This window comes from Polyangium mundeleinium (assembly GCF_028369105.1).
GTDB lineage: Bacteria > Myxococcota_A > Polyangia > Polyangiales > Polyangiaceae > Polyangium > Polyangium mundeleinium.
In genome coordinates this window covers 12601459-12628242 of record NZ_JAQNDO010000001.1, presented here as the reverse complement: position 1 = coordinate 12628242, position 26784 = coordinate 12601459, and the positions used below count along the sequence as shown (strand labels likewise).

The window sequence follows — 26784 nt, the reverse complement described above, 5'->3', positions numbered from 1 at the left end:
CGCAGGACAAAAAAGAAAACGGGCCGCGCGCCGGCTTCGCACTTGCGAAGACCGGCGTTTCGCGACCCGTGCCCCGTCCGTCATGGGACGGGAGCGAAGGCTCAGCCCATCGCGTCCTTGACCGCCTTGATCGGGCGGGCGCGGACCGTCTTGCTCGCCGGCTTGGCCGGGAACGTCATCGGCTGCTTCGTGAAGGGGTTGACGCCCTCACGCGCCTTCGTGGCCGGCTTCTTCACAACGCGGAACTTGGCGAAGCCGGGCACGGTGAAGATGCCGGCCTTCTTGAGCTCGCGGTAGGCGATCTGCGAGAGGTTGTCGAGGACGAGCTTGACCTGCTTGCGCGTGATCTCGTTCCCAGCCTCCTCCGCAATCGCGTTCAGAAGCGCGCTCTTGCTGATCGAGGCCGCCTTCTTCGTCTCCGTCTTCTTGCCAGCCATGATGTGTTTCCTCCGAGGTAAATGCCCTCTCGCGGCCCAAACAACCACAAGGAACGCGTTAGGTCGAGCGGGAAATCGTCGTTCGGAGCGACAAAAACAGGCCATTCGGCGCCGCTCCCGTCCGAGGGCGCGGGGGGAAGGGGCCGTCAGCGCGGCGGCGCGAGAGGCCCAAAGAGCCTCGATTTTCAGGCAAAACCCGCGATCTTCCGGGAGAACCCTCGCGGCGCGGAGCGGAGGATCGCGGCGCGGTGGGAGGTCCGGCTACCACGAAAACGTCGGATCCCGAAGGCTCCGCGCAGATCCGGCTCCCGCGGGGGGCGCACGCGGCGCACGTCGATGCGAGGCGAATTTTTCACCGGACGGCCGCGAGACAGGCCTCCGGCGAGACGGACACGCGCGGACGAACTCCTCTTGCCAGCTCAGCGCGCGTGGTCGTCGCGGTGCGCGGCGCCGCGCGGGGCAGGCGTCGCAGGTTCGTCCTGGTCAACGCCCCAGCGCCGCGTGGGCGCGATGCCGAGCACGGTGAGGGCCTCGCTCGCCTGCGTGAACTCCAGGAGATCCCCGACGCCGACGTCGATCGTGCGGTTCGGCCCGTCGATGAAGAGCTTCGCGTCCGTCATCTTGCTGCGGACGACGAGCGTCGTCCCCGGCGGGATGAGCGCGTGGCGCAGCCGATACCGCTCGCCGTGCGGCGTGTAGGGCTCGCGGACGACGAGCTGCAATCGTTTGGATGTCAAAGGAATCACGCGGCCGCCGGCGGAGCGCTGCGCTGCGGTGGAGCCGGCTGCCGGGCCGATCCAGAAGCCGCTCGACTTCTGCTCCTCCTCCTCGTCGCCGAGCCGGACGATGTAACGCGAGGTGGCGGCAGGCGAGACGTGGCAGAAGAGCGCGTCGTTGAGGACGCGGGCCGCGACGACACGGCCGTTCACGCAGACCTGCATGCGCGTGAGCACGGCGCGGCGGAGCTCGCCGCGGAGCGCGCGGCCGATGGCGACGGCCGCCTCCCCGCGGCGCGCGCCGCAGAAGAAGCCGACGGAGTACTTGGGCGCGCTGTTGATGCCGAGGATGGGGACATCCGCGACGGAGTGCGAGGCGCTGAGGAGCGTGCCGTCGCCGCCGACCGTGATGACGAGGTCGAGGCCGCGGGCATCGAAGGCTTCGCCGACGCTGCCCTCGAATGCGATCTCCACGCCGAGCACGGCGAGCGCGGCCTTCACCTCGCGCACGGTGGCCTCGTGTTCCTCGTGCGCGGCGCGCAGGTGCGCGACGGTGGGGTCGTGCGCGGCGAGGAGGCGCTGGATGCGGCCGTTCTTGCGCTCTTCGACCTGCACCCGATAGGCCGAGCGCTTGATGATGAGCGCGACCTTGGCGCGCTTCACGAGTCGAGCTCCGCGAGGCGGCGGAGCGCGAGCTCGGTCTTTTCATCCTCGAGGAGGCCGCTCCGCGCGAGCGCGAGCGCCTCGTCGAGCGGGAGCGCGGCGATCGTGGCCTTGCGTTCGAGCACGGAGCCGTCCTCGGTCGGCGCCGCGCGCCGCGAGGGATCGACGGTGACGTGGAAGAAGAAGTGCCGCTCGCCGACCATGCCGGGCGCGGGAAACGAAGAAGGGCCGAGCGGCGCGAGCGCGCGCGGATCGACCTCGAAGCCGAGCTCTTCCTGGAGCTCGCGCGCCGCGCAAAGGAGGAGGCCTTCGGGGCTTCTCTCGTCGACTTCGACGAGGCCCGCGGGCAGCTCCCACAGGTTGCCGAGGTCGTCGCGCTCGGGGATCGGCGAGGCGGCGCGGCTCCGCAGCGCGACGGGAGGCCGCACCGAGGAGCGGAGGTAGACGTGGCGGATGCCCTTCGCGTCGCGGAAGTGCGCGGCGATGACCACAGCGTCGAGCCGCTCCCGATCGACGATATCGTAGGAGAAAGGCTCGCTCTGCTCGCCATCCGGGAAGGAGGCGCGGAGCATGACGCGCTGGACGCGCAGGAAGGCGGGCGAGCCCGGTTCTGCGTGCGGGTCCTGCGTGAGCAGGATGCGTGGCAAGGGGGGCAGCGGCATCGCCGGAGCCCGGAGCATACGCCGAACGGTCGGTGCGTTACAGGACTTTTCCGGCCCAGAGCGTGGCGTTGTACGCGAGCTGCTTGCCCCACGTGTAGCCCGAAGCGAGCGAACAATCGGACGTGAGGTAATGAAAATCGAGATAGACGACGCGGCCGCTGCCGTACTGCCACTTCGCGACCGCGTGTCGGCTCAGGTCTCCGAGCCACACGACCGAGCTCTTCGCGCCGGGTTTGAGCGTGAACTGGATCTCCTCCCAGCCGACGAAGTCGCCGTTCTGGAAGGTGACGCCTTCCAAGAGGACGTCGGTCGGGTCGGTCACGGTGACGTTGAGCGGGTAGCTCTGGAAGCTGTTGATGAGCTTGCCCGTGACGGGCAAGGCGTCGAGGTCGCCGTAGTTGCTGTACATCCACGGCGTGGCGATGACGCCGCCGCCGCCCTGCACGTAGGTGTTGATGGTGGAGGGGCTGAAGCAGCTCATTTGGCCGTGAAGGATCACGACGTCGAACGTCTGCAGCGTCGCGAGCGAGCAATCGGTGTTCACCACGGCCGAGCCGACGAAGGGCTGCGTGGCGAGGTGGGCGCGCAGGTCGTCGACGTAGAACGGTCCGCCCATCACGCCGATCTTGAGCAGCTTGCAGTCGTCGTCGGTCGAGAGATCACAACCCGCAGGGCAGCAGCCGTCGCCATGGGCGCAAGCGAGGATGGGCGCGCCGCCGCCGCAGGTGCCGGCCTCGCACGTCTCGCCCGTGGTGCAGGCTTTGTTGTCGTTGCACGTGGTGCCCGGAGGCACGGGCGCGCCGCTGCTGCACGCGCCGCCCGCGCATACCTCGCCCGCGGTGCAGGCGTTTCCATCTTCGCACGCGGCGCCGTCGTTGCCGGCGATCGCCACGCAGGTCTTCTGGATCTCGTCGCACTGCGGGTTCTTGCAAGGGTCGGCCGTCGGCGTGCACGGGTTCGGCGTGCCGACGCACTGGCCGGAGATGCAGACGTCCTCGACCGTGCAGAAGAGCGTGTCGTCGCAAAAGACGCCGTCGTTTTGCGGGACGGCGATGCAGCCGACGACCGGGTCGCAGGTGCCGACGGAGCAGAGGTTGTTGAGGAAGGAGCAATCGAGCTTCGGCCCCAGCTGGCACGCGCCGGCCTTGCACACGCCGAGCTCGGTGCACGGGTCGCCGTCGTCGCAAAAGCCGCCCTCGTTGACGGGCCCGAACTCGCACGCGTCGGTCGCCTCGTTGCAACTGCCGATCTTGCAAGCCTCGCCGTTCGACGGGCAAATCATCGAGGTGCCCGCGGTGCACGCGCCGCTCAAGCAGACGTCGTTGACCGTGCAGAAGAGCCCGTCGTCGCAAGGGCCGAAATCGTTCTTCGGCACGAGCTGACAGCCGTTGTCCCCGGCGCACACGCCATCACTGCAAGGGCCTTCGAGGGGCACGCAGTCGAGGTCCGTGGTGCATGGTGAGCCCGGCGTGACGTCGGGGCCCCCGTCGAGGCCTCCCGCGCCGCCCATACCGCCTGCGCTGCCCGCGCCGGCGTCCCCCCCCGCGCCGGTGCCGAGGTCGGGTCTTTGAAGAGGATTCGCGCACGCAAAAGGCGCCGCGGCGAGTGTGAGCAGGGGGAGGAAGAGGACCGGTGATGTAAGCGAAGCCATACGCATGGTCGCCATACTTACCGTGACGAACGTGCAGCGTCACGGCGACGGCGACTTCTCGACGGGGGCGTGTCGAGGGCGTGTCGAGGACGGCTCAGTCTTGCAAACAGGCGCTGACCTGCGGTCCGCACTTCTGCTGCACGCAGCCAAAGCACGCCTGCGTCGGCTGTCCGCCCTGGCAGGAGCTTCCGCACTCGTTCGCGCAGCTCTGCTGGCAGGTGCAGTCGAAGACCGCGCCGAGCAGCACGTCCGAGCCCTGGCAAGGCGGATCATTGCCTTCGCCCTGGAGGATTTGCGAGCACGTGCTGCACGCAGGGCCGCCGCCCGTACCGCTCGCGCTGCTGCTGCTCACCGTCGTCGTGCTCGTGCTCGATCCGCTCGCGCCGTCGCAGAAGGTGCCGCACTGGCCGCTGCACGAGGCGCACGTGCAATCGTAGGACGGTTGCGCTTGCGGGAACTGCGTCAGGCAATCGTCGACGCAGAGCTTGTCGGTGCAGTTCTGCGCGCAGCCGAGGAAGCCCTGACACGGCTGGCCACACGCGAAGAACTCCGCCTGGCAAGCGCCGAACGCGCATTGCCCGCAAGCCTGCGGATCAAAGCCGCCGCCGCCCTGTCCGCCCTGTCCCCCGGTGCTCGCGCTGCTCGAGCTCGGGCCCGTGCCCGTGGCCGCGCTGCTCGAACTCGCGGCCCCGCCTTGTCCGCCCGCGCCGCCTTGTCCGCCCGCGCCGCCGAGCCCGCCTTGTCCGCCCGCGCCGCCTTGTCCGCCCGCGCCACCTTGTCCGCCGGCCGTGCCGCCGCCGGAGAAGAGCGATTCCACCTCGGCGGCGCATGCGGCCACGGAGCCGAGACTGAGCACGATCGACAAAAGTCCAAGTCGAAAAGAAGTACGCATGAAGGCACCTCGCGCGCGCATGGTAGCTCTCCCTGCGCCGTATGTCGTCGCCCACGCTGCCCTATCTCCCCACGTCCATTCCGCCTGCATCCGTGGACGCACTCGCCGCTACGAGTGTGCTTTTCGCGCAGGTCTGCAGCGCGACGTCGTCGAGGCTGGTTTCGTACCTCGAACACGTCGAGGTGCCGCCGCAGTCGGTGCTGCTGCGTGAGGGCGAAGTCGGACAGGAGATGTTTTTCCTGGTGTCGGGCGAAGCGCGCCTTCGCCGCGCGAACGTGGACCTCGGGCGCATCGAGCCGGGCGCGCATTTCGGCGAGCTCGCGCTGATCGCAGGGCGGCTGCGGACGTCGAGCGTGATCGCAGAGTCGACGCTCACGCTCGCGCGGCTCTCGCGTGCGCAGTACGAGCAGATGTCGAAGCGAGACCCGGAGCTCGCGCTTTGCCTGACGCAGGCGCTCGTGGCGTCGCTCGGAAAAGAGCTCACCGAGATGACGGAGAACATGGGCGCGCTCTTGCACGAGCGCTCCTTGCCGCGGCGCGTGTTCGTGGACGTCACGGTGAACCGCGCGTGGACGCGGGTGCGGACGGGGACGCCCCTCGGCGAGCTCTTGCCGCGGGACGTCGGCGGCGATCCCGTGGTGGCGGCGCTCGTGAACAACAAGGCCGTGTCGCTCGGGATGCCGATCACCTCGGACGCGCACGTGGAGCCGCTCTGCGCATCGCACTGGGAAGGCAAGCGCGTGTATCGCGCGAGCCTCGGGCTGCTCTTGCTCGAAGCGTCGCGGCAGGTCGATCCCGACGTGTTCGTGCGGCTCGGGCCCGGCGCGGGTTTTGGTCAACCGATCGATTTGCTTCGTCCGGGCGCGCTCTCGCTCGTGGCGTGGGCCGAGCGCGTGACGGGGAAGATGCACGAGCTCATCGCGGCGGACGTGCCGTTCCAGCAAGAGCTCTGGACGGTCGACGAGGCGCGCAGCCACTTCGCCGAGGAGGGCGCGCGGGACCTGCTCGCGCTTCTCCGAACGTGGCGAACGGGGCACGTGCAGCTCGTCTGCGCGGGGTCCGAGGCGTTGCTGTCGATGACGCCGCTCCTGCCGAGCGCGGGGCACATCGCGCGGTTCCCGTTCCGCATCGAGGTCGACGGCGAGGCGGTGATGTTGTGTTATGGCGACGAGCCCCGCGTGACGCCCGAGGGCGGCGCGGCCCCGCCGCCTTCGCGGCTGCACGAGGACATCCAGCCTGCGTCCGCGCGGCTCGGGGTGCGACAGGACGAGCCCTGGTTGACGACGCTGGGCATCACGAGCGTGGGCGCGTTCAACGACGCGTGTGTGCGCGGCAAGACGCCGGAGATCATCCGGGTGAGCGAGGGCCAGCACGAGAAGCGCATCAGCCGCATCGCCGACGCGATCGCGGGGCGTGGGACGATCCGGGTGATCTGCGTGGCGGGCCCGTCGTCGTCGGGCAAGACGACGTTCCTCTCGCGCCTGACGGTGCAGCTCCTCGTGAACGGGCTCCACCCGGTGGGTTTGTCGCTGGACGACTACTACGTCGACCGGGAGAAGACCGCGCGGGATGCACGAGGCGAGTACGACTACGAGTCGCTCGATGCGATCGACGTCGGCGCGCTGCGGGATCACCTCGGGCGCATCTTCGCCGGGGAGACGGTGAAGACGGCGCGTTACGACTTCGTGACGGGCAAGAGCCACCCGGACGGCGGGCGCGAGGTGACGCTACGCAGCTCGGACGTGCTCCTGATCGAGGGCATCCACGGGCTGAACCCGAAGCTCATCGACGGGCTCCTCCCGCGGGACAAGGTCTTCTGCATCTTCCTCCAGCCGATGACGGCGCTGCCGTTCGACCGGGTGAACCGCGTCAGCGTGTCCGACGTGCGACTGCTGCGGCGCATCGTGCGCGACCGGCACGGGCGCGGGACGAACGCAGCGGCGAACATCCAGCGCTGGCCTTCGGTGCGCGCGGGCGAACGCGCGAACATCTTCCCGTTCCTCGCGCAGGCCGACGCGATCTTCGACTCGTCGCTCGTCTACGAGCTCGGCGTGATCAAGGTGTTCGCCGATCGCTACCTGCTCGAAGTGCCGCAGGAGCATCCGGCCTTCGTGACGGCGTTCCGGCTGCGGCAGCTCATCGACAAGGTGGTGACGATCTACCCGGATCACGTGCCGCCGACGTCGATCCTGCGGGAGTTCATCGGCGGGAGCGGGTTCGAGTATTAGAGCTTGTCGGGATCGACGCCGAGGGCGCGGAGCTTCTCGGCGAGGCGAGCGGCGCGCGCGTGTTCGGCTTCTGCGCGCTCGTGCTCGGATTCTGCTCGCTCGCGACCGGTCGGGACGAGCGCGCCTTCCTTCGTGAAGAAACGAAGCTTGTCCGCGTGAACGCCGAGGAAGAGGCCGAGCTGCGCGCTCCACAGGCGCCCGGATGCGTCGGGCTCGAGTGGCGTGTACCGGCCTTTCACGAGCTCGAAGCCGGCGAACTCCTTGGTCTCCGGGTCGAACCAGAAGTACTCGGGCGTGCGGAAGACGTCCTGGTAGACCTGCTTCTTGAGGCCTTGATCGAGCTTCCGGGTGCTCGGGGAGAGCACCTCGACGATCACGTTCGGGTAGAGGCCGCCCTCGTGCCAGACGGTCCAGCTCCTGCGCGGCTTGCGCTCGGCACCGAGCACGACGAAGAAGTCGGGGCCGTTGAACTTCTCGTTTTTGAGCTGCTTCGGGCTGAAGTAGATCGTCAGGTCGCCCGCGGCGAAGAAGTCCGTCCGATCCTTCCAGAAGAGCTCGATGCTCTCCAGGAGGAGCGTGATCTGTGCGAGGTGCTCGGTGGACTCCATGGGCGCCTGGTCACTCCAGAGGTCGTCCGGCGGCAGGTCGTCCGGCAGCTCCTCGGCTTTGGGCTCCGTGGAAATGGCCAGGGACGTCATGCCAAGGACCCTGCATGACGATGCACCCCGTGGCAAGCGGACGTATTCAGGGCGTCGTGCTTCCGACCGAGGCGTCTGCGTCGGCTTCGACCGTGTCCTCGGGCTCGGGCATTCCCGCGCGTCGGCGCGCCGTGGGGCGCACGCGCTCGGCCAGGGCGGGGCGGCCAGCGAGGAGGAAAAAGGCAGCGGCTGCGTCGGCCACCCCCGAATACGACGTTCCCCAGGCGGTCATGGCCTCATTCTTGGCGGTCTGCGTGAGCTGCGCCTCGCGCTTTTCACGGTCCACATCGCCCAGGGCCGTCTTCAATGCCGAGGCGCTGGCCTTCAGGTCGTCGGCGGCCGCGATAGGGTCGATCTTCAGGCTCTTGTTTTTCGGCGGCTCGGTGAGCGGGCGATTGCGGAGCAGATTCTCGACGTTGTCGGCGAGCACGAGGACGGTGTGCGGATCCTCGGGAATGGGGGCGCCGAGGCCATAAGCACCGGCGACGACCTGGCCATAGTTGCGCCCGAGGCCGGAGCGAAGCGTGCCGAGGAAGTCCCTCGTTTCCACGGTGCAATCGTCGCGCTTCGCGCGGTAGCCGTCGTCGTCGGCGAGCTCGATCATATGGGTGCGGTCGGCGGTGACGAGCTGGTCGGCGCGCGCGCGAAGGTGGTCGCCGCACGCGGCGAGGACCTTGGCAAGGGTGAGGTGCTGCGGGACGCCGCCGGGGAAAAGGATCATCTCCAGCGTGGGCGCGATTTCGGGGCCATGGATGTCGATTGCAGCGACCACGGTGTTGGTGATCGAGACGCGGTCGGAGACCATGCGGGAGGCTTTGGCTTCGCTCATGGGATATGGATACCCGAAGAACGGAGGAAGCTTGGGAAGGGGGATTGCGGAGGTGGCCGGGGTGGGAGTTTCAAGATGAAGATGGGGCTCCAGGGACGAACGGGACGCGGCGATCGGGGGGGCGGAGGGCGGAGGGGGCGGCGGGAGGCGAGGTTCAGCGGCGGGGAGGGCGGGGGAGGAGGGCGGGGTGGGGGTTCGAGCGGCGAGGGGTGAGGCGAGGGCGTCGAGGTGGGTCTTCGATTCGGGAGAGGCGCGGCGGGGGCGGCGGCGAGCGGGTTCGGGGCTGAAGAGGGGCACGGGAGGCGGGCGGGGTGAGGCGCGAAAGCGAAGATGGGGAAGCGGAGGGCTCGACGGCCTGCGCGACGTGGTAGGTTGCCCACCATGTCAGCGGCTTGGCCGAAGATGTACAGGACGATGGTGCCGGAGGATCCGTCGGTGTCGCCTGCGGTTCCGAAAGTGGGGACGGCGGCGAACATGCTGGGGGCGTGCGTACCTCCGTCTGTGCCCACAGATGTGCATCCGGACGGTGAGGGGAAGGTCGGACCCTGCAGCGAGGGGCTTTCGGTGGCGCCGCGCCTGACGGCCCTGCCTCCGAGTCGAGTCCCCGAGCGACTCGGTCATCTTCGGCACGGCGCGCGAGGAAACAACGCGCACCGCGTGTTTCGCATCGGGGAAGCGAACTTCGAGCGGGCACCCTTGGGCGATTCCCTGGAGCTTATACCAACGTCCAGCAAACACGGAGTGATCCAGCCGCTCCAACGAATGTCGATCGGTAATTACCAACGAGAGCTCGCCGCCACGCAACGGCTGTGGGTTGTGGATGAGGGGGGCTGACATGCGGTCGTCTGCGTGCTCGAGGTACGAAGAGTTGCTCGTCGAGCTGCACCGAGAAATGCGAGCAGGACGCAGCGATGGGGAGCGGGCGGACCGGCTTCGCGACGAGATGGATGCGCCCTACCTCGCTGCGAGCGAGGAGGAGCAAGCGCTCCTCGACGATCTTTCCGAGGACCTTTACATCATCGAAGGGAAGCGTCGAGTCGAGCCGCTCGTCGAGGGGGAGACCCTCGAAAACGTACAGAAGCAGCTTGCGTCTGCATTCAGGGCCGATGAGAACCGCCGAACGCTGGAGCTTTTGAGGAAGTTGCCAACGCTCGAAGCACACCATATCGATGCCATTGGGATGTGCTGGGAACGACAGGGGTTCTACATCGCCGCGAGTTGCTTCTACGATTTTGCGAATGAGATAGAGCCTAACGATACGCATGAGGTGCTCGCGTTTCATGCACTCGCTAGAGCCGGCCTGACCGATGAGACTTCCCGGCGCGCAGCGGAGATCGAACTGCGAGACCATCCATCGGCGAGGCTCATGCTCGAAGCGGCTTGCATCCTCGAACGAGCAGCGGTGGGAGCCGCCGAGGAAGCGGCTCGCAAGCATACCCACGAGCTCGTCGTCCGGCTCGTGGAGCGTGCGTGGAGCGATGATGCCGCGCTTCCCCTATCTCGCGCGGCTGGTCTGGTTGCTGCTGGAATCGCTTACGACCGGCTAGGCGATAAGGAGCGTGCCCTGCAATCCTTTGAGCGCGCCGTGGCGGCTCACCACTACCATGAGACGTTGGTCGCACGCGGACTCGCGCTGTTGCACGTCGACCGAACGCGGGCAATGTGGGACTTTACGGAAGCCGCCAAACAGGGCACGAGACACGAGTGGCCTTACTTGTATGCCGCGCTCTTCGCGCTCGAATCCGGGCGCATTGCGGATGCGGAGCGCTTCTGCGAAGCCGGCCTTTCGATCACGCGGCAGGCACAGCCACGCGGTTTGCTCCTGGAGTGCTGGGCGATCGCCGCGGCCGGGCTCCGGCGGCCAGCAAGACAGGTGAACGCCCTGTTTGATCAGGCGATGGCAGAGCTGCCGCTGGACATGAGAATCCGTCGGAACGCAAGGCGATACAGGGAAGCGCTTCAGGCCGAGCGCGTGCTGCCCGTTAACGAGTACGAGCGTGCCGAAGACATCGACGAAGCGCAGGCGTGGGAATCCCTGCGGCAGCTGGCCGCCTGATCCCCTCTACTTCGGCTGATCGTCGTCCGTCATGATCCGGAACCCCGGATCCTCCTCCGTCGGCCCCTTCGGCTTTTGCCCCGGCGGGTAGCGCGGCGGATCACGATCGTCTTTGCGCTCGTCCCCCGGCTCGGGCTCGCGCTTCTTGTCCTTGTCCTTGTCCTTCGACCCGAACAGGATCTCCGTCCCCAGCCGGCTCACCACGTTGTTCGCGGCGCGGTAGATCTCGCGACCTGCGACCTCGACTTGCTTGCCCACGTCCGACCGATCGAGCTCCTTCTTGATCCCGGTCGCCGCCATCGTGGCTGCGCGGAACAAGTGGCCGAGGCCCTGCACCAGGTGCGTCTTCGCCCGTTCGGACTGCTCGTTGCGGTCGTCCCGATCGTCGTTCGCGCTCATGCCTAGAGTGTATGGGTCGTGTCAGCGCGCTCGCAAGCCACCATCAAGCCGCGTGTTGCGCTTTCGAGCCCGCGGCCCGAGGCAGGGCCGCGTGGGCGGTGACGCGGTTCCGGCCGCCGCGCTTCGAGGCGTAGAGGGCCTCGTCCGCCGCCTTGAAGAGGTCTTCCCAGGTCTCGCCGGCCTCGGGGAAGCTCGCCACGCCGATCGAGCAGGTCACGCGGATCGTCACGGGCTGACCGTCCGGGCCGGGCTTCGGCGCGTGGAAGATCGTCTTGCCGAGCTCCTCGCGCACCCGCTCGGCCAGCAGCATCGCGCCGCGCGCGTCCGTCTCCTCGCAGATCACCACGAACTCCTCGCCGCCGAAGCGCGCCGTGGCGTCGGTCGCGCGCCGTTCGCGACGGAGGATCTCGCCGAGGCCCTTGATGATCACGTCGCCCGCGTCGTGCCCGTAGGTGTCGTTGACCTTCTTGAAGTGGTCGATGTCCGTCACGAGCACGCTGAGCTTGCGGCCGAAGCGCTTGGCCGCCTTGATCTTCTGGTCGGCGATCTCCAGCATCGCGCGCTTGTTGTAGAGGCCCGTCATGCTGTCGAGCGTGGCCATCTCTTCGAGCCTGCGCATCATGCGCGCGTTCGCGAGCGAGACCGCGACGTGGCTCGTGAGCACTTCGAGCGTGCTGCGCGCGGCGTCGCCGAACGCGGCGCGGCGGCGTGAGCCGAGGACGAGCGTGCCGAGGGGCTTGTCGTGCACCAGCATCGGCAGGACGATCATCGAGGGCATGCTCGGCGGCGCGAGCTTCTTCGTGAAGACGATCTGGCGCTTCTCGTCGTACTCGCCGCGGTAGGGCAGCGGGTGCTTGTTTTCGAGCGCCATCGAGACGAGGCCAGCGTTCTGCTTGTAGCGCTGGCCGACGAGGTTCGCCTCGTCGCCGCCGCTGACGGCGCGGATCTCGTGGGCCTTCTGCGACTCGTCGTAGAGCGTGACCGCGGCGAAGTCGACACTCGTGATCTCGCGCGCCGTGCGCAGGCCCGACTCCACGACCTCGGCCTCGGTCGTCGCAGCGTTGAGGCTCTCGACCGCGCGGTAGAGCCGGCCCTGCTCCACCTTGGCGCGCTCGAGCTGCACGAACACACGCTCGTTCTGGATGGCCCGCACCGCGTAGCGGCAGGCCTCCATGGCGAGCTCCTGTTCTTTGAGGCCAAAGGGCTCGTCGGTGAGGCGGTCGAGGACGAGCACGCCGCGGATGGAGCCGTGTTCGAAGACCGGGAGCGCGAGCGCGGCGCGCACGGGGCAGGGGCCCGTGTAGTAGGGGAGCTTGTGGCGCGGCTCGAGGCCCCGGAGCGCGACGGCCTCGCGTTGCGTGATCGCCGCGCCGAAGATGCCGTCACCCGCGAGGAAGGGGCCCTCGGCGACGTTCGGATCGTCGGTCGACAGCTCGCTGATGCGCAGGTGCGTCCCGGCGTCGTTTTGCCAGAGCAGGACGGCCGTGTGCAGGTTCATCGCCTGCCGGAGCAGCCGCAGCGCGAAGAGCACGGACTGGTGGATCTCCTCCACGCCCGAGCGCACGAGCCGCTCTTCATCGTTCGCCCGCGACGCGTTGCGCCCGCCGGCCGGCGCGCCGAGCAGCCGATAGCTCCGCGCGTCGTCGCGAAGTTTTTCCACCTCGGCCTGGATGCGCTCCTTCAGCGCGCTCCTCGCGCGGGCGATCTCGGCGCGCAGGAGCAGCGCGTTGAACGAGGCGAACACGACCATGAACGCGCCCGCGTAGGCGAGCCGGTCGAAGCTCGACGCGAGCATGGCCCAGTGCCGCACGGAGGCGTCGAGCCCGAGCGCGAAGGCGAGGAGGAGGACCGTGGCGATCGGGCGCGCGAACGCGCTCACGAGGCCCACGCACACGTAGACGAGCGGGTAGAGGCGCCCGTCGAGCGCGCCGTCGCTGCGCGTCACGATCGCGTAGACGAGCACGGTGAAGAGCGCGCCGACCTCGAGGTCGAGGCGGAGCGTGCCCTCGATCGCCCGGGAACGTCGCGACGCGCGCGCCGCGAGCATGCCGAGCAGGAGCGCCGAGGCAGGCGCTTCGATCCAGAGCGAGAGCGGGCTCGCCGTGGACGCAACGACGATCGCGCCGAGGCCGATCGCAGAGAGGAGCGGCAAGGCCGCGCGGCCAAGGCGCCGAAGCTTGAGCACGAGGACCACGAGCGGAGCCATTTGGGTGCGACCGGTCCCGTATCAGAGGGCAGAGGAGCGGGCCTAGTTTTGGGACATCGGTCCCCCCCCGGCGGAGGCGGGGGGGGTGGATGGGGGCGCGCAGCGGTCTGGGTGAAGACGAATGCGAGGACGGTGGTCAACGGGCATTGCCACACGCGCTCGAACGTGTTGCCCGGTTGCGAAATGAAAACGCGAAAAGTTTGATCCCGAAAGTTGTTTGATTTTTCCGTCGAGGCGTACCGTTTGCAGAGTCGTCGGTGCTCGCGTGCCGAGAACCACCCCTCCGAGAAAAGAACGGTACATACCTCGATGAGACTCGACCGGCTCCGGTCCGCGCTGCTGCTTCTCGCCCCGCTCGTCGCCGCGTGTATCGGCGCGCCCGACGTATACGAGGACGAGGAGTTCACGGACGAGGCGCAGCTCGCTTTCACGATCACCAAGGACATGCTGACGGTGAACGAGACCCCGTCGGGCGTGAATACGTGGCCGAAGACCGTGACGTGGTGCCTCGGCTCTGGACACGCGACGCATGTCCCCACCACCTCGAATCCTACCTCCGTCCAATGGCAGGTCTCCTGGTCCACGAGCCAAGTGCCGTCCAGCGGTCCCTGCATCAGCCGCACCTTGTCCGAGGAGACCTGCACCCTGAACGCGATGGTCGTCCACGATTCGGACTTCCACACCGGCAATACCGCCGACCCGAAGGCGCACATCGTTTACGATCACCGCGCATCCTTCACGATCAGCCCGTCCTCGCACACGGTCCCGGTGAATCAGGCCGTGTCCCTCGTCGCCCCGGGGCCGCACGGCACGCGGCACTGCGACGGATCCGGGAGCTTCGCCTGGCAGGTCAAGCTCGGGAATGGCAGCTGGCAGAACGTGAGCAGCAATGTGCAAACGTATACCGCGAACAACTCGACGCCCGGCACGGAGACGTATCGAGTCCGCTCGACGCACCAAAACTTCGTGTCCACCAGCAACGAGATCGTGGTGACGTGGGTCCAGCCAGCGGCGACCTGCACGATCGGCGGCGCGACCTACGCGAACGGCGTGGTCAATTTGAGCAACAAGTGCCAGGTGTGCAACACGTCGATCAGCACCACGTCGTGGTCGAACAACGATGGTTTCACCACGACCGGAGTTTGCAAGGCCAAGTGCACCGGCCTCAGTTCGTTATGCGCGGGCTCACCGTGTTTGTCGTCGTACGACTGCACGTCCTCCTGCGTGGATGGCGCGCCGGTGTGCGGGTTGTCGCCCGAGTGAGCGGAGCGCTCGACCCCTCGCGGCCTGCTCCCTGCTGCATCACGCGGGGAGAGACGCGCGCAGGTCCGGCGATTTTCCGGATCGTGAAAGATCGCTCTGGTCGGCCCGACCGGAGCCCCGCACCGTAACGAGGTGCGCCCCGGCATCCGCCTTCAGCTCCTCGTCGCGCTCGGCACGCTGCTCGTCCTCGCCTTCCTGCCGCTCTTCTTCGCCGTCGTCAGCTTGCACCGCGCCAGCATGGCCGGCGTCATCCCCACGGCGCCTCTCGTCCGGCTCCTTGCGCTCTACATGGGCATCTTCGCCCTCGCGCTCCTCGTCTTCATGTACCTCGCGATGACGCGGCTCGTGGTCGATCCGATCGAGCGCCTCTCACGCGCTGCAGGCCGCGTGGCGGAGGGCGCGCGGCGGCTCGAGTTGCCTCGCGCGGGCGCGCGGGAGTTCACCGAGCTTGCCGACAGCGTGGCGCGCATGACCGAGCGCCTGCGCGCCGACGAGGAGAGCCTGCGCGTGAAGATCGACGAGGCCACGCGGTATGCGAAGGAGCTCGAACGCGCGCAGGAGCGGCTCGTGCGTTCGGAGCGCCTCGCCTCCGTGGGACGACTCGCGGCCGGGCTCGCGCACGAGATCGGAAACCCCATCGCCGCGCTGCTCGGCTTCGAAGAGCTGCTCCTCGCCGGCGACCTCGACGAGGGCGATCAGCGCGACTTCCTGCAACGCATGAAGCGCGAGACCGAGCGCATCCACAGCATCCTGCGCGATCTGCTCGACTTCGCGCGTCCCGCGACGAGCGTGCGCGGCGGTCGAGCCCCCGAGATCGGCGGATCACTCGCGCAAGCGCTCGACGCCGCGCTCGCCCTCGTCAAACCGCAGAAGGCGCTCCGCGACGTGGCCATCACGCTCGACGTCGACAAGCATCTCCCGCTCGTCGCGCTCTCCGAGGAGCGCCTCGTGCAGGTCCTCTTGAACCTGCTCCTCAATGCGGCCGATGCCGTTCCGAAGCCCGGAGGACGTATCGATCTCGTCGCCCGCCGCGCGCCCGAGGGCGTGCGCGTCGAGGTCCACGACAACGGCCCCGGCGTCGCGCCGGCCATCCGCGATCACCTCTTCGAACCCTTCACCACGACGAAGGAGGTCGGCAAAGGGACGGGCCTCGGGCTCGCGGTTTGCCGGGGCTTGCTCGAATCCGTGGGCGGATCGATCGGCGTCGAGCACGGCGAGGAGGGCGCGGGCGGGCGCTTCTCCTTCACGGTCCCGCTCGCCGCGAAGGACCTCAGTTGAACGAGCGGTTCGGGGTGGGCCGGGCGAGGATCGCGCGGCTGCCGCCGAGCCGATCGAGCTCGCGGGAGAGCTCCGGCGACGGCGCAATCGCGACGAGGTGTTCGAGCACGTTGCGCAGCCGTTCGTCGTCGTTGCGCGACGCGTGGATGCTGCGGAGGTTCGAGAGCATGCGGGCGAGGATCTGGCGCTTGCTGCAAGGTTCGAGCAGGCGTGGATCGACCCGCGGCCCCGCGCCCGTCACGCGCGCGTGCAGGGCTTCGAGCTCCTGCCCGGCGAGGATCCGCCCGTGGAACGGATCGATCACAAGGTTGACGCTCGGGGCTCCGGGTCGCCTGACGGTGCCCTCCGCTCCGAACCCCGGTCGCGATGCTTCCTTCTGCCGCTCCCCCGCGCCGACCAGAAAATGCCCCGGGAACGAGATCCCCTTCGCGTCGATCCCCGCGCGTGTCGCCACGTCGAGCAGCACGACGGCGAGCGTGATCGGGATGCCCTTCTTCCGATCGAGCACCTCGTTCAGGTAGCTGTTGCGCGGGTCGTAGTACTCCTCGGCGTTGCCGCGGAAGCCTTGCGAGCCGTAGAGCCATTCGAGCACCACGCGCACGCGCTCCTCCGTCGTCCCGTGCGGCGCGGCCTGGGCGATGCGCCGAGCCGCCGCGCGGCCGAGCGCTTCGAGCGTCGCCACGTACCGCGCGACGTCGAGCGACGGGTACTCGCTCTCCGCGAAGACGAGCGAGGCTTGCACGAGATCGATCTCCGACTCGGGGCGCGAGACGAGGTGGGCGAAGAGGGTCAGGCTCGGGCGAGAAGGCACCATGTCGATCTGTCTTCGTTCGTAGCGCTCTTCGGGGCCCTAGGCCGCACCTTCCTCGCGGCTTCCTTCCACGAAATCCGTGACCGCCACGCCCGCGAGGTTCCTCGCCCGCATGCCTTCGAGGATCTTCGGCAACGCGGCGAGGCTCGCCGGCACGTGATCATCGCGCTCGGCCGCGTCGTGCAGGAGCACGATCGCCCCGTCTTCGAGGCCGCGCATGACGCGCGCCGTCACCTGCGTCGCGTCCGCGGAGGCGAGCCCGTCGATCGCCCGAACCGACCAGCCGACCACGGTCAGATCGAGCTCGTCCACGACCTTCGCGATGCGCGGGTTCGTGTGCCCGATCGGCGGCCGGAACAGGGTCGGCCGGTGGCCCGTGATCTTTTCCAGCACCACGAGGGATCGCTCGACGTCCGCACGCACGGCGGACGTGGGCAACATGGCGAACGTCCGCGGGTGCGCGTAGCCGTGCGAGGCGAGCGTGTGCCCTCGCGCCACGATGTCGCGCACGAGCTCCGGGTGCGCCTCGGCCTTCTCGCCGATCACGAAAAACGTCGCCTTGACCTTCGCCTGGTCGAGCAGGTCGAGCACCTTCGGTGTGTGCGTGGGGTTCGGCCCGTCGTCGAAGGTCAGGGCCACGCCGCGCGCGTCGTCGGGCCCGCGGCAAACGGCGTCGACGAACATGCGGAGGCGCAGGATGAACACGCCGGAGAGGACGATCGCCGTGTACGCGGCGAGCGTGGCGAGCGTGATCCACGTGGGCACGGGCCCGATCAAGAGCGAACGCGCGACGAGCGCGAGGGCCCCGAACGTCGCCGCGTAGAACAGGATCCGCGCGGGCGGCACCGCTCTACTTCTTCGCCTTTTTTTCGTCCGCCGACGTGTCGTCGAAATCCTCGTCGAGCTCATCCGCGGCCGGCTGCGCGATGCGTTTCTGTGACCCGGCCTTCGCGGGCGGGGCCTTGGCCTCTTCTTTCGCCTCGCCCTCGGGCTCGGGCGTGTTGTCCGCGTCGTAGAAGCCGCCGAGCACCGCGGCGATCGCGGCGAGCGAGGTGATCGGAAAGTAGCCGAGCTGGATCGTCTCGCTCTTCGCCATCACGCCGACCTGGCTCAGCAGATCGGTTGGGAGGTACATCGTCAGCCACTTGCGCGCGGCGAACATGAGCCCGGCGCCGAGCAGCGCGCCGACGCCGGCCTTCATCCCGGCCTCGATCTTCGCGTCCTTCGCCCAGATGGGTTTGCCTGCGATGAGGCCGATCACGACGCCGGTCACCGCGGCGGCGATGTACGCGAGCCACGCAGGAAGGACGGCAAATCCGAGCTGCAAAAGCCCGAACCCGATGAGCCCGCCTACGACGAGGCCTTTGAGGATCCCTACGATCAGGCGCCCGAGCATCACCGTAATCCTTGGCACGGCAGCCCGCGCCGTTCAACATGCGGCCCGCTCGTGAACTTCATCAGCATCGAGTACGCGGTTTTCTTCGCTGTTGCGTTCGTCGGTTGGTGGGGCCTTTCGGCCCTCCGCCCCTCGTTTGCGACGGACGGCGGGCGCCTCCTCGCCTCGTGGCCGCGCATCATCTTCCTCCTTGTGATGAGTTACGGCTTCTACGCCGCCTGGGACTGGCGGTATCTGCCGCTCATCTTCGGCTCGTCGACCGTCGACTTCTTCCTCGCCCGCATCATCGCGAACGAGCCGAGCGCCTCGCGCCGCAAGGCGCTCCTGACGATCACCGTCGTCCTCAACCTCGGCTTCCTCGGCTTCTTCAAGTACTGGAACTTCGGCGTCGAGAACGTCGAGCTCCTCCGCGCGTGGTTCACGGGCACGACGCCGCAGACGCGCGACGCGATGCGCGTCCTGCTCCCGCCCGTCGGCATCTCGTTCTTCACGTTCGAGTCGATGAGCTATGTCATCGACGTCTACCGCGGCGATCTCCCGGCCCACCGCAGCTACCTCCGGTACCTGCTCTTCGTCTCGTTTTTCCCGCACCTCGTCGCCGGTCCGATCGTTCGCCCGCGGGATCTTTTGCCGCAGCTCGAAGCCGTCCCCTCCCTGCCGAGCCACGTCGGCGCCGAGGCCCTGTTCCTCATCGCGGTCGGGCTCCTGAAGAAGGTCGTCTTCGCCGATCAGCTCGCAATCCACCTCGTCGATCGTGTCTTCGAGCGCCCGGAGAACTACTCCGCGGTCGAGGTGCTCGCGGGCGTCTACGGCTACGCCGTCCAGATCTACTGCGACTTCTCGGGCTACAGCGACATCGCCATCGGCTCGGCCCTCCTGCTCGGCGTGCGCTTCCCGCCGAACTTCGACGCGCCCTACACCTCGTCGAACCTTGCCGAGTTCTGGCGCCGCTGGCACATCTCGCTGTCGAGCTGGCTGCGCGACTACCTCTACATCCCGCTCGGCGGCAACCGCGGTTCGAACCTCGCCACGTACCGCAACCTCATGCTCACGATGCTGCTCGGCGGCCTCTGGCACGGCGCGTCGTGGACGTTCGTCTTCTGGGGTTTCTTGCACGGGCTCGGTCTCGCCGTGACGCGCGCCGTCGAGCGTGCCGGCGGCAAGAGCGCGGGCAAGCCGAAGCGCCTCCTGCCGAAGCCTCTCGGCGTGATCCTTACGTTCCACTACGTCTGCCTCGCGTGGATCTTCTTCCGCGCCCCGACCTTCGACATCGGCACGCGTGTCCTCAAGCAGATCTCGACCGCGACGACCTTCCATCCGAACCTGCCGCCCATCGTCGCAGCCCTGCTCGCGCTCGGGATCGCCGTGCATCACACGCCGCGCGTGATCTACGATCGGCTGCGCGCCGCGTTTGCGGCCCTGCCGGCCCCCGCGCAGGGTGCCATGCTCTTCCTCGTCGCCGTCGTGCTGCACGAGGCGGCGAGCGTGAAGGCCGTTCCGTTCGTGTACTTCCAGTTCTGACCATGCGCCCCCTCGCCCTGCTCCTCCTCGTTGGCCTCGTCGGTTGCGGCAACACGCTCAACGGACGCGGCGCGGCCGCACCGCTCGTGCGCGTGCACGCGGCCAAGGACCTCGATTGTCCCGACGAGGAGGTTCGCGTGATGGAGGAGTACGGCGGGGTCTACAAGGCCGTCGGCTGCGGCAGGAAGGCGTACTATCGCACCCTCTGCGAGGGCCTCACCTGCGACGTGAAGGGCGAGGGCGACGGGCCCGTCGGCTGGCGTGATCGGGCCGATCCGGTCCCCCCCGTCCTCCCGAGATAGACATCGCGCGAGCGCTTTGCGACAGGACCGAACGATGAGCGAGACGAAAGAGGGCGCGGATCCGCAGGGCGAGGCCGAAGAGCCGAGCGAGGCCGCGCGCCCCAAGAAGAAGCGCAAGAAGAAGGCGAAGGCGCCGCGCGAAGGCGTGCCCTCGTTCGCGCAGCGTTTCCCGCGGGACGAGAGCCTCGATGCGCTGCTCGCCGCCTTCGACCGCGGCGACTACGGCCGTGTCCGTGAGGACGGCGCGCGCCTCGTGAAGAGCACCGACGACCCGGCCGTGCGCCGCGCCGCCGAGGAGCTGCTCCGTCGCATCGAGCCCGATCCGCTCGCGAAGTACATGCTCTTCGCCGCGTGTTTGCTCCTCGCCTTTTTTACGGTCTGGTACTTCTCCCACCGGCTCTCGCCCACCCCATGACGCCGAGGCAGAGCGCCCTCGCCCTCGTCCTTTCGGGCCTCGCGCTCGCCGCGTGCGGGCCGGCCACGCCCGAGCCGCGCCCTTCGTTCACCGCGCCCGGCGAGGGCGTCGTCGATGTCTCCTCCGGCACGCCGATCGAGCGGTATTTTCCGATCGTTCACGGAAACCTCTGGCACTACGAGACGACGAGCGACCACGGCGGGCGTGGCCTTTTGCTCGTCCGCGCCCGCCGCACGAGCGCGTTCGAGGGCGAGCTCGTCACGCCCACGGGCGCGCGCCGCGTCGCGTTCACGAGCGAGGGCGTCGCGCTGCTCGGCCGTGCGGTTTACGTGCTCCGGGCGCCGGTCGCCGTTGGCATGAGCTGGACCGGCGAGCACGGCGGCGGGACGAGGATCGTGGCGGTTGGCCAGAGCGTGACCGTGCCGGCGGGCCGCTTCGAGGGATGTGTCGTCACGGTCGAAGAGCGCGGCGGCGATGTACCCGTCCGGTACACGACCACGTTTTGTCCCGATGTCGGCATCACCGTTCTCGACGTCGAGGCGCGCGCGGCCCACGAGCGAGCGGAACTCCGGAGTTACGGGCCACCCGTGAACATCGGACCCGAAGGCACGAGCGTCACCACGACGCCCTGATCACGGGGCAGACGTTACGTTAGCGGCGGCCGCGGGCGCTCTTCGGGCGCGCTGCTCGTGGCTTCCGTTTTCGCCCGTCGGAAGTAGACTCGCCTCGCGACGAGGAGCCGAGGCATGCGCAACTACTGGGACTACATCAAGGTCGAAGAGCTCCTTTCGCTACAGGGAGGCTTCGACAACGACGAGAGCAAGCTCTCGAACGACGAGGTCGTCTTCATCGTCGTCCACCAGGTCTACGAGCTCTGGTTCAAGCTCATCCTGCGCGAGCTCGAGACGGCCCGCGATCTCTTCTGCCAGAACCCCGTGCCCGACATGAAGCTCGCGAACGCGGCGACCTCGCTCCGCCGCGTGGTCGCGCTCTTCGAGCAGGCCGTGCCGCACTTCCGCGTGATGGAGACGCTCACCACGCGCGACTACCTCGACTTCCGGGATCGCCTGATCCCGGCGAGCGGCTTCCAGTCGGCGCAGATGCGCGAGATCGAGATCCTGCTCGGGCTCGATGACAACCTGCGCATCCCGCTCGGCCGCGAGGGCAGCTACATGGCGGCGCTCCGCTCCTCGGACGGCTCTGCTTCGCCGGCGCTCGCCCGCGTCGAGCAGCGCAGGGAGAGCGGACCGAGCTTCAAGGCCGTGCTCTACGAGTGGCTCGCGCGCACGCCGATCGACGGCCCTGCGACGCAGGAGTCGGCCGAGCGTTTCGCGCGGGCGTTCATCGCGGGGCACGAGAAGGAGATCGAGAACCGCATCCGGCTCGCCAAGCAGAACGCGCTCACGCCCGACGACATCGCGCGGCTCGAGCAGCGGTACCGGGCCGAGATCAAGTTCGCCGAGCGGTTCCTCCAGGCCGAGGACGAGGAGGGGCTCGACGACGAGGCGCGCGCCTTCCGCCGCCGCCTGCGCGCGGCGATCGTGTTCCTGGAGAGCTACCGCGAGCTGCCGCGGCTCGCGTGGCCGCGCGAGGTCATCGACCTCGTGATCGCGGTCGAGCAGCAGATGATCATCTGGCGCCAGCGCCACGCGCGTATGGTCGAGCGTGTGATCGGCCGCCGCACGGGCACGGGCGGCTCCGCGGGCGTCGATTACCTCGATCAGACGGCGCTTCGATATCGCATTTTCAACGACCTCTGGGCCGTGCGGACCATCTTGCTCCGCAAGCCGAGCGTCCCCTTGCTCTCGCACGAGGACGAGTACCGATTCCGGGTCGAGGATTGACGTGGGCAAACGAATTCTGTCGAGCTTCCTTACCATCGACGCTCGCTCCCTTGGGCTCTTCCGCATCACGATGGCCCTCGTCCTCTGCGGCGACCTCTTCCGCCGCTGGCCCTGGGTGCGCGCGTTTTATTCGAACGAGGGCGTCCTCTCGAACCACAACCACATCTTCAACCTGCGCGACAAAGGCCAGGTCTGGAGCTTCCTCCACGCCTTTTCGAGCGTCGGCGAGAATCACGTCGCGTTCGCCCTGATCCTCCTCGTCTATCTCGGCTTTCTCCTCGGCTGGAAGACGCGCGTCTTCCACGCGCTCTCCCTCCTTGGCCTCGTCAGCCTCGGCTCGCGGAACATCCTGCTCGAAAACCAGGGCAACTACGCGGCCGTCGCGCTCCTCTTCTTCACGCTCTTCTTGCCGCTCGGCAGCCGCTTCTCCGTCGACGCCCTCGTCCGCTCGTATGCGGATCGCGACGAGAAGACCGACGCTGATCTGAACGATCGCACGCGGCCCACGGAGGCCGATCTCGCGGCCACGCGCGGCCCCGGCTGGTCGCCCCTCTCGTTCGCGGCGCTCGCCGTCACGCTGCAAATCGTGATCATCCTGATCGCGTCCGCGGCCTGGCATTTCGCGGGGCCGTGGCGGGACGGCAGCGGGCTTTATTATGCGCTCCAGGTCGAGCGCTGGGTGAGCGACCTCGGCGTGCGGTTTCAGCATGCGCCGGTGGGCGTGTTGAAGGGCCTCTCGTTCCTGCTCCTCGCCACGGAATGCGCCGTGCCGCTCCTCGTGCTCGTCCCCGTGGCGCGCCGGCCCTTGCGTGGGATCGCGGTCGGGCTCCTCGTCGTGTATTCGCTCGCGCTCGGCGCCCTGTTCTCGCTCGGCCTTTATGCCTGGACGCTCCTCGCCGCCGCGGCGCTGCTCCTGCCCGCGGAGAGCTGGGACGCCTTCGAGCGCCGCTTCTCCCCCGAGCGCGCGCGCAGCGTCGTGTACGACGAGGATTGCGGCGTTTGCTTGTGGCTCGCGCGCCTCGCCAGACGCCTCGATGCACACCACCACCTCACGTTCCAGGGCAATGGCGACCTCTCGGGCCTGCTCCGCGGCAAGGCCGACGGATCGGTCGAGAAGGCCGATCTGCCGGCGGGCATCACCGAAGAGCTCGTGCAGAACACCATCGTCGTCGTGGACGCGAAGGGCACGGTCTTCACGCGGAGCCGCGGCATCGCGGAGATCGTGCGGGCCTTGCCGTTCGGGCAGCCGCTCGCCTTCGTCATGCGCCTGCCGGGCCTCTCGAACCTGCTCGACGTCTTCTACGACGCCTTCGCCAAGCGACGCGCGAACATCAGCGTGCTCGTCGGCATGGACGCGTGTGGCCTCCCCGCGCCGAAAGACGAATCCGATTCCGAGGCCGCCGAGGCCCTCGACGTCCCGTCCGCCGTGCGCGCGAAGCGTCTCTTGACGGGCGGCCTCCGCGACGCGTTTGCGCTCGTGCTTTTCGTCGCGGCGCTCGCCCAGGCGGCCAAGGAAAACCCGCTCCCGTTCTCGATTCCCCAAGGCAAGGTGCTCGCGGCGGCCGTCGCTTGGCCGCGCATGCTGGAGCGCTGGGACGTGCTCGTCGTGAACGTGGACGAGGACGGCGTCTTCGTGATCGACGGCCAGAACCGCAAGGGCGCGAGCATCGACCCGCTCACGGGCGCGCCGCCTGCGATCGACCCTGCGGCGTTCAACACGCGCAAGCTCGGCCAGCTCTGGAACGATTACTTGAACCGCGTCCGCCAGCGCGAGTACGAGCCGTACCAGAAGGCCCTGCGTGATTACCTCGGCAAGGGCGGCCCCGCGCTCGAAGGCCGCAGCCCGGACGAGCAGCTCTCGGGCTACGACGCGTACTGGGTGAAGTATGCGATCGCGAAGCCCGGCGAGAGCCCGGCGCGGGTCGAGAAGGGTCGCGAAAAACTCTTCACGCATTCGCGCGGCGGACGCCTGGCGATCGACAGGCTCCCGATCATCAAGCCCGACGTCCGCCGGCAGGAGTAGGCGCCGTGGCCGATGTAGCCGCCGAGGGCGAGGTCACGGCCGACACGCCGGAGGAGAAGCCGCGGAAGGACAACCCCGCAGCCCCGTGGTTTTCCCCGCTCCGCGCCGCGTTCGTGTGGCTGCGCGACCATTACATGACGATGGATCCGCGCACGCTCGGGTTTTTCCGGCTCGTGATCGGGTTCCTGGTCACGGCCGATTGCATCCGGCACTGGATGGATGCGCGCTTGTTCTACTCGAACGAGGGCATCCTCACGAACCATTACCACCTCTTCCGACCGAGCAGCGGCTTCAATTTCAGCATCTTCCACGCGTTCTCCACGGTCGAAGAGGTCCACGTCGCTTTTGCGATCGCGACGTTCTGCCATTTTTGTTTTTTCCTCGGCTGGCATACTCGCATCTTCTCGGTCCTCTCGTTCTTCTTCGTGACGAGCCTCGACAACCGGCTCGTCATGGTCGAGAACGGCGGGTACGTCGTGGAAAACCTGCTCATCGGCTGGGCGATGTTCATGCCCACCGGCCAGCGATTCTCGGTCGACGCGCTCTTGCGCTCGTTCCGCGAGCGCAAGGAGCGTTCGTCCGCGGAGCTCAACGCCCGCGCGCCGTTCGCGTGGGCCACGAAGCCCTACGTCTCGCTCATCGGGCTCGTCACGACCCTGAACATCGCTGTCATTTATTATTTCAACGTCGTCAACAAATCGGGCCACATCTGGCGCAAGGGCGACACGGTCCATTACGTGCTCCACCTCGATCGCATGATCACGGGGTTCGCCGTGCCGTTTCGCGAGTACATGCCGCTCTGGATGATGCGGCCCGTCGCCTGGAGCGTGCTCGTCGTCGAGGCGCTCCTCGTGCCGCTCATCCTCGCCCCCGCCGGCCGCCGCATCACGCGGCCGCTCGCGATGCTCCTGATGACCGGCCTGCACGGGAGCTTCGGCGTGATGATGCGCCTCGGCCCGTTCTCCTGGTTCATGATCGCCTGGAGCTTCCTGTTCCCGCAGCCCGTGCACTGGGAGATCCTCGGCCGCTGGTACACGAAGAAGGCCCGTGCGTGGGTCGTGGTCTACGATCGGCGCTCCTCGCTCGCGTTTTTCATGTGCCGGCTCCTCGCGCGCTTCGATCCCTGTGAGCGCCTCACGTTCGAGGAGAGCCCCGAGGAAGAAACCACGCCGGCGCTCCTCCGCGTCCGCGATCCTGCGACGAACGAGGTCCACGACGAACACGTGGCGCTCGCTGCCATCGCGCGATCGCTCCCGGCGGGCCGCTTTTTCTGGCCGCTCTTCCGTGTCCTGACGCTCGGCCTGTCCGCGCCGCTCTTCGGCTACGTCGCGCGCCGTCGCGACGCCGTCGCCCGCGCCTTTGGCCTCGGCATGAAGCCCCGCGGCCGTGAGGTGAGTGCTTCCCCGTCCCCGCTTGCCGCGCGCGCAGGACGCGTGCGCGTGGGCTTGCGCGAGGCGCTCGTGGCCTGGGTCTTCGTCTGCGCGGTGAGCCAGACGCTGAACGAGAACAAGTCGGTTCCTTCGCCCTTCAAGCACCAGCAGCCGTGGCTCATGCAGGCGACGCTCGGCTATCCGCGCATGTACCAGGGCTGGGGTATGTTCGCGCCGAACCCGATCAGCGACGACGGCTCGATCTCGGTCGACGCTGTCACGCTCGGCGGTCGTCGCGTCGATCCGTTCACTGGCGAAGAGCCGGACCTCAATCTCTCGGACGCGCGTGGCCTCGGCTTGAACCAGATCTGGCAGGACTACTTCAACCGCATCCGGCTCGATCGGAACAAGGTGTTCCGTCATGGGCTCAAGGAGTACCTCCTGCGCTGGCACGAAGAGACGGGCCGACCCGAGGACGAACTCGTCGCGTTCGATGTGTACTGGCTCCGGGATCAGTGCCCTCTGCCTGGACAAACACAACCCTACAAGCATGAAAAGATTGCGATCCTGACATATCGAAAGCCTGGATACAGGTCTCCGCCGGGCAATCCACCGCTCCCGCCGGAGCCAAAGGTCGAGAGCGCGGGCAACTAACAAGCGTGCCGCGTCACGTCGGCGCAGCGCGTGATTCTGTCGTGCGACAATGTGGGCCGTCCGGAGCGCTCTTTCTTTCCGGTGTGGCCGTGCGGGCTGGCTTGCATCGCAGCGTCGAGCCCCGAACGTGCGATGGGCAAACGGTTCGGGTTCGTTTAGGATTCTCGGGACTGTATGCACGACGTCCTCCCTGCTTCGATCGATCTTCGGCGGGGAACCGAGGGCCACATGTGCCGACGCCCTCGCGGTGGGGAGGTTCGTCGTCGTGAGGCTCGAGGTGCGTCCTCGCCGGGGTGGGCGAGAAACACGCCATGCGGGCTACCTGGTGCGTCGCTTCGCCTCCTCGGGGTATATGCTGCGTCCCGGAGCGCGCCGCGCGGCGCGCTTCGAACGTTCGAGGAAGGTTCGAGGCTTTTCGCGGCACGTGAGGACAATGGACCGCGACGAGGCCGATGGGCGGTCCCCAGGAG

At 68.0% G+C, this 26784-nt stretch carries 23 protein-coding genes; 11 read left to right on the top strand and 12 right to left on the bottom strand.

The features are described 5' to 3' along the window. Positions 1-101: 101 nt before the first annotated feature. The 5 genes from POL67_RS49980 to POL67_RS49960 all read right to left on the bottom strand — a co-directional run bounded on the left by POL67_RS49980 (position 102) and on the right by POL67_RS49960 (position 5021). Positions 102-437, bottom strand: coding sequence for an HU family DNA-binding protein (locus tag POL67_RS49980; protein WP_271929543.1), 336 nt, complete (start codon positions 435-437; stop codon positions 102-104). A gap of 419 nt (positions 438-856) precedes the next feature. Continuing rightward, a complete protein-coding gene (locus POL67_RS49975; RefSeq protein WP_271929540.1) occupies positions 857-1816 on the bottom strand; it encodes an NAD(+)/NADH kinase in 960 nt (319 codons plus the stop codon). Continuing rightward, positions 1813-2478 carry an NUDIX hydrolase gene (locus tag POL67_RS49970; RefSeq protein ID WP_271929538.1) on the bottom strand — a complete coding sequence of 222 codons (666 nt, stop codon included), beginning with the start codon at positions 2476-2478 and terminating at the stop codon, positions 1813-1815. The genes POL67_RS49975 and POL67_RS49970 overlap by 4 nt, the downstream gene beginning before the upstream one ends. A gap of 37 nt (positions 2479-2515) precedes the next feature. After that, positions 2516-4135, bottom strand: a complete 1620-nt coding sequence (locus tag POL67_RS49965) for a hypothetical protein (RefSeq protein ID WP_271929536.1) — start codon at positions 4133-4135, stop codon at positions 2516-2518. 88 nt (positions 4136-4223) lie between these two features. Next, positions 4224-5021, bottom strand: coding sequence for a hypothetical protein (locus POL67_RS49960; RefSeq protein WP_271929534.1), 798 nt, complete (start codon positions 5019-5021; stop codon positions 4224-4226). Positions 5022-5062: 41 nt separating this feature from the next. Here POL67_RS49960 and POL67_RS49955 point away from each other — a divergent pair, with 41 nt between their 5' ends. Then, positions 5063-7249 (top strand): cyclic nucleotide-binding domain-containing protein, encoded by a 2187-nt coding sequence (locus POL67_RS49955; protein WP_271929532.1) that lies wholly within the window; start codon positions 5063-5065, stop codon positions 7247-7249. Here the strand turns inward: POL67_RS49955 and POL67_RS49950 are convergent. Next, positions 7246-7947, bottom strand: coding sequence for a Uma2 family endonuclease (locus tag POL67_RS49950; RefSeq protein WP_271929530.1), 702 nt, complete (start codon positions 7945-7947; stop codon positions 7246-7248). The genes POL67_RS49955 and POL67_RS49950 overlap by 4 nt on opposite strands. A gap of 46 nt (positions 7948-7993) precedes the next feature. Continuing rightward, positions 7994-8776 carry a hypothetical protein gene (locus POL67_RS49945; RefSeq protein ID WP_271929529.1) on the bottom strand — a complete coding sequence of 261 codons (783 nt, stop codon included), beginning with the start codon at positions 8774-8776 and terminating at the stop codon, positions 7994-7996. Positions 8777-9644: 868 nt separating this feature from the next. On the opposite strand from POL67_RS49945, the gene POL67_RS49940 reads away from it, so the two are divergent. Continuing rightward, positions 9645-10832 carry a tetratricopeptide repeat protein gene (locus POL67_RS49940; RefSeq protein WP_271929528.1) on the top strand — a complete coding sequence of 396 codons (1188 nt, stop codon included), beginning with the start codon at positions 9645-9647 and terminating at the stop codon, positions 10830-10832. A 6-nt stretch (positions 10833-10838) separates the two neighbouring features. On the opposite strand, the gene POL67_RS49935 is transcribed toward POL67_RS49940, so the two are convergent. Together POL67_RS49935 and POL67_RS49930 are read right to left on the bottom strand one after the other, a co-directional pair. Then, a complete protein-coding gene (locus tag POL67_RS49935) occupies positions 10839-11231 on the bottom strand; it encodes a hypothetical protein (RefSeq protein WP_271929527.1) in 393 nt (130 codons plus the stop codon). A gap of 43 nt (positions 11232-11274) precedes the next feature. Then, positions 11275-13437 (bottom strand): sensor domain-containing diguanylate cyclase, encoded by a 2163-nt coding sequence (locus POL67_RS49930; protein ID WP_271929525.1) that lies wholly within the window; start codon positions 13435-13437, stop codon positions 11275-11277. Between the two features lie 309 nt (positions 13438-13746). On the opposite strand from POL67_RS49930, the gene POL67_RS49925 reads away from it, so the two are divergent. Together POL67_RS49925 and POL67_RS49920 are read left to right on the top strand one after the other, a co-directional pair. Beyond that, positions 13747-14700 (top strand): hypothetical protein, encoded by a 954-nt coding sequence (locus POL67_RS49925; protein WP_271929523.1) that lies wholly within the window; start codon positions 13747-13749, stop codon positions 14698-14700. Positions 14701-14832: 132 nt separating this feature from the next. Further along, positions 14833-15978 carry a sensor histidine kinase gene (locus POL67_RS49920; RefSeq protein WP_271929522.1) on the top strand — a complete coding sequence of 382 codons (1146 nt, stop codon included), beginning with the start codon at positions 14833-14835 and terminating at the stop codon, positions 15976-15978. On the opposite strand, the gene POL67_RS49915 is transcribed toward POL67_RS49920, so the two are convergent. The 3 genes from POL67_RS49915 to POL67_RS49905 are packed head-to-tail and all read right to left on the bottom strand — an operon-like array spanning position 15971 to position 18185. Continuing rightward, positions 15971-16792, bottom strand: coding sequence for a SirB1 family protein (locus POL67_RS49915; RefSeq protein WP_271929521.1), 822 nt, complete (start codon positions 16790-16792; stop codon positions 15971-15973). The genes POL67_RS49920 and POL67_RS49915 overlap by 8 nt on opposite strands. A 36-nt stretch (positions 16793-16828) precedes the next feature. Continuing rightward, a complete protein-coding gene (locus tag POL67_RS49910; RefSeq protein ID WP_271929519.1) occupies positions 16829-17635 on the bottom strand; it encodes a polysaccharide deacetylase family protein in 807 nt (268 codons plus the stop codon). Between the two features lie 4 nt (positions 17636-17639). Then, positions 17640-18185, bottom strand: a complete 546-nt coding sequence (locus POL67_RS49905; RefSeq protein ID WP_271929517.1) for a hypothetical protein — start codon at positions 18183-18185, stop codon at positions 17640-17642. Between the two features lie 51 nt (positions 18186-18236). Here POL67_RS49905 and POL67_RS49900 point away from each other — a divergent pair, with 51 nt between their 5' ends. The 7 genes from POL67_RS49900 (at position 18237) to POL67_RS49870 (ending at position 26314) form a co-directional block, all read left to right on the top strand. Then, the gene (locus POL67_RS49900) at positions 18237-19706 is read left to right on the top strand and encodes an MBOAT family O-acyltransferase (RefSeq protein WP_271929514.1); all 1470 of its coding nucleotides are present in this window, start codon (positions 18237-18239) and stop codon (positions 19704-19706) included. 2 nt (positions 19707-19708) lie between these two features. Beyond that, positions 19709-20008, top strand: a complete 300-nt coding sequence (locus tag POL67_RS49895) for a hypothetical protein (RefSeq protein ID WP_271929512.1) — start codon at positions 19709-19711, stop codon at positions 20006-20008. Positions 20009-20042: 34 nt separating this feature from the next. Further along, positions 20043-20423 (top strand): hypothetical protein, encoded by a 381-nt coding sequence (locus POL67_RS49890; RefSeq protein WP_271929509.1) that lies wholly within the window; start codon positions 20043-20045, stop codon positions 20421-20423. Next, positions 20420-21055, top strand: coding sequence for a hypothetical protein (locus tag POL67_RS49885; protein WP_271929507.1), 636 nt, complete (start codon positions 20420-20422; stop codon positions 21053-21055). The genes POL67_RS49890 and POL67_RS49885 overlap by 4 nt, the downstream gene beginning before the upstream one ends. Positions 21056-21169: 114 nt before the next feature. Then, positions 21170-22267: a tryptophan 2,3-dioxygenase family protein gene (locus POL67_RS49880; RefSeq protein ID WP_271929505.1), complete on the top strand. Its 1098-nt coding sequence runs from the start codon at positions 21170-21172 to the stop codon at positions 22265-22267. A 1-nt stretch (position 22268) separates the two neighbouring features. Continuing rightward, positions 22269-24290, top strand: coding sequence for a DCC1-like thiol-disulfide oxidoreductase family protein (locus tag POL67_RS49875; RefSeq protein WP_271929502.1), 2022 nt, complete (start codon positions 22269-22271; stop codon positions 24288-24290). Positions 24291-24295: 5 nt separating this feature from the next. After that, positions 24296-26314 (top strand): HTTM domain-containing protein, encoded by a 2019-nt coding sequence (locus POL67_RS49870; protein ID WP_271929499.1) that lies wholly within the window; start codon positions 24296-24298, stop codon positions 26312-26314. The last annotated feature ends 470 nt before the right edge of the window (positions 26315-26784 follow it).